This is a genomic window from Shewanella sp., from assembly GCF_051658185.1.
Lineage (GTDB): Bacteria > Pseudomonadota > Gammaproteobacteria > Enterobacterales > Shewanellaceae > Shewanella.
In genome coordinates this window covers 1-2876 of the sequence record NZ_JBOFMC010000183.1, presented here as the reverse complement: position 1 = coordinate 2876, position 2876 = coordinate 1, and the positions used below count along the sequence as shown (strand labels likewise).

3 protein-coding genes are annotated in these 2876 nt (G+C 50.5%); 2 read left to right on the top strand and 1 reads right to left on the bottom strand.

What is annotated here, in order from left to right; translation table 11 throughout:
* Window positions 1-441: outer membrane protein transport protein (locus ACRCZA_RS07425; protein ID WP_438673816.1), on the top strand; the 441-nt coding region annotated here is incomplete at its 5' end.
* Between the two features lie 300 nt (window positions 442-741).
* Entirely contained in the window at window positions 742-2226 is a 1485-nt protein-coding gene (gene glpK, locus ACRCZA_RS07420; RefSeq protein WP_438673815.1) for a glycerol kinase GlpK, read from the top strand.
* Window positions 2227-2306: 80 nt separating this feature from the next.
* Here glpK and ACRCZA_RS07415 read toward each other — a convergent pair whose 3' ends face one another.
* Window positions 2307-2636, bottom strand: a complete 330-nt coding sequence (locus ACRCZA_RS07415; RefSeq protein WP_438673814.1) for a hypothetical protein — start codon at window positions 2634-2636, stop codon at window positions 2307-2309.
* Window positions 2637-2876: the final 240 nt, after the last annotated feature.

Here is a 2876-nt window from a genome sequence, read left to right as displayed (position 1 = left end):
ATCAACTGGACGGACTGGAGCAGCTTTGAGGAGCTAACGGCAGTGATCCCTTCATTAACAGTACCGACTCAATTAGTGAAGCAAGAAAACTGGCAAGATAGCTACCGTTTTGCCCTAGGGGCGACCTATCGTTTAACGGCGGAATCGACCCTGCGTGCCGGTGTCGCCTATGATAAATCGGCCGTTTCCGATGCCAATCGTACGTTAACCATTCCAGAGATGAATCGGGTGTGGTTAAGTGCAGGTTATGGTTACCAATTCAGCAAACAGTTTGATATCGACTTAGGGTTAACCTATATCATGGCGGATGAATCGCCAGTGGTTGAGCCACGTCCGGGTATTGCTTCAGACATCTCTTCTGCTCTGTTTGGTGGCACCTTTAGCGGTACGACCAGCGGCAATATCTTGTTAGTTGGGGTGCAGGCTAGCTATCGCTTTTAAGGCCCGCATTTTTCCGGCTTGCGAGAGATGACTTTATCGTCGTGCTCGCAGATAGACTGACAATGTGATGCCGCCGTGTGATGAAGCACTATGATGTAATAGGCAACATTCGCACAGCATAATAAATAAGCCCTGATTATTCAGGGCTTTTTTATTATTTGCCTGCCATGGACTGCGTGAAGGTGGCGGTTTACTTACTGGTGAATACGATGAAATACTCATATATTCATCAATAAAGGATGAAACAGGGTAGAGCCTACTGACCTGCATTGGCCGTGGCTCTCTACAGAGGAAAGCAAGGTGCAGAAAAAATACGTGGTGGCCTTAGATCAAGGCACGACAAGCTCTCGAGCGATAGTATTTGATCATAATGCCAATATTATTCATGTCTCCCAGCGGGAGTTTCGGCAGATTTATCCGCATCCCGGCTGGGTCGAGCATGATCCCATGGAGATTTGGGCTAGCCAAAGCTCAGTATTGATTGAAGTGCTGGCCAGAGCCGGGATCCACAGTGACGAGGTTGCCGCGATAGGTATCACTAATCAGCGGGAAACCACAGTGATTTGGGAGAAAGCCACAGGCAAGCCCATCTATAACGCGATTGTGTGGCAGTGCCGCCGCAGCTTTGATATCTGTGAGCAACTTAAAGCTCAAGGCCTAGAAGCCTATGTGCGAGACAACACAGGTTTGTTACTCGATCCTTATTTTTCAGGCACTAAGATTAAATGGATCCTCGATAATGTGCCCAATGCTCGGGCGCAGGCGCAGCGGGGCGAGTTGTTATTTGGCACTATCGATACTTGGCTTTTGTGGAAGCTCACAGAGGGCAAGGTGCATGTTACTGATCCCACGAATGCGGCCCGTACTTTGCTGTTTAATATCCATAGTCTCACTTGGGATGCTAAGTTGCTCAAGGCATTAGATATTCCCCCATCAATGTTACCTGAGGTTAAGCCTTCTTGTTGCATCTATGGCACCACGCGGATCGCAGGGGAAGGTCGTGAAATCCAAGTCGCCGGCATCGCGGGCGACCAGCAGGCGGCGTTGTTTGGGCAGTTATGCGTCGAGCCGGGAATGGCAAAAAATACCTACGGCACCGGTTGTTTTCTGCTGATGAACACCGGCACGACAGCGGTGCGTTCCACCCACGGCTTGCTAACGACCGTTGCGGTTGGGCCTAAGGGCGAAGTGAATTATGCGCTAGAAGGGTCAGTATTTATGGGCGGCGCCACGATTCAATGGCTGCGGGATGAATTGGGACTGATTCGCGATGCCAGTGATACCGAGTATTTTGCCTCCAAAGTGGCCGACACCAATGGCGTGTATTTAGTGCCGGCATTTGTGGGGCTCGGCGCGCCCTATTGGGATCCGAACGCGCGTGGCGCCCTCTTTGGGTTAACTCGCGGAGCGAATCGCAATCACATTATTCGCGCCGCATTGGAGTCTATCGCCTACCAGAGCAAGGATTTACTGGATGCCATGATCAAAGACAGTGGTGTGAGTCTTAAGCGTCTTAAGGTCGATGGTGGGGCAGTCGCAAATGACTTTTTAATGCAGTTTCAATCAGATATTACTGACGTTGAAGTGCTAAGGCCGAGCCTGTGTGAAACCACGGCCCTCGGCGCGGCATTTTTAGCCGGGCTTGCGGTGGGTTTTTGGGAGAGCGTGGTGGAGCTTGAGCATAAAGCCTGTATCGATAAACACTTTATGCCCAATATTGAGCCAGCGTATCGAGCGCAATTGTATGCAGGTTGGCAGGATGCCGTCGCAAGGACGCGATCCTAAAGTGGCAGAGCTTTAGGTGGCAGGCTTTTAGGGGCGACACGTTACTGTGAGTGGCGCGCCGCCTCTGCTATTTGGCATTTTTATACCTCAATATCAATAATATGACCGTTTTGCGTTGGAGGCATCTCAGCCATATCGTCAGTGAGCTCTGCAATCGCCGTGGTGTGGGTGGCTTGCACTTTATCTGTGGCTCGCCGCCTTTTATTGTGCGTCATATCAACACGTTTGCGCCTATCTTGGAAAGTTCGTTTGCGTCCATGCAGCGCAGGAGGGAGCTGCGATTGCGGCCGCTCATGACTGTCGGCGGCATTGGCACTGGCACCGTCTATCTGATCGACGATACGCTTAGGCTGTAACTGAGCCGTTACTGGCTGCGCCAGCATGGCATAAAGACTGTCTAAGCCACTCATAATCTCTCCTTTAAAGGTAGATACTTAAGTTAACCGCTCACTCACCCGTTGCTGCCTCAGCTAAGTCACGCAATCCATGGGCGCTGGTTGCTTGCGGAGCCGGCGTTGTTAAAGGCCACTACGCTCGATGTACTTTGTACTTTGTACTTTGTACTTTGTACTTTGTACTTTGTACTTTGTACTTTGTACTTTGTACTTTGTACTTTGCGCTATGCACTATGCACTATGCACTATGCACTA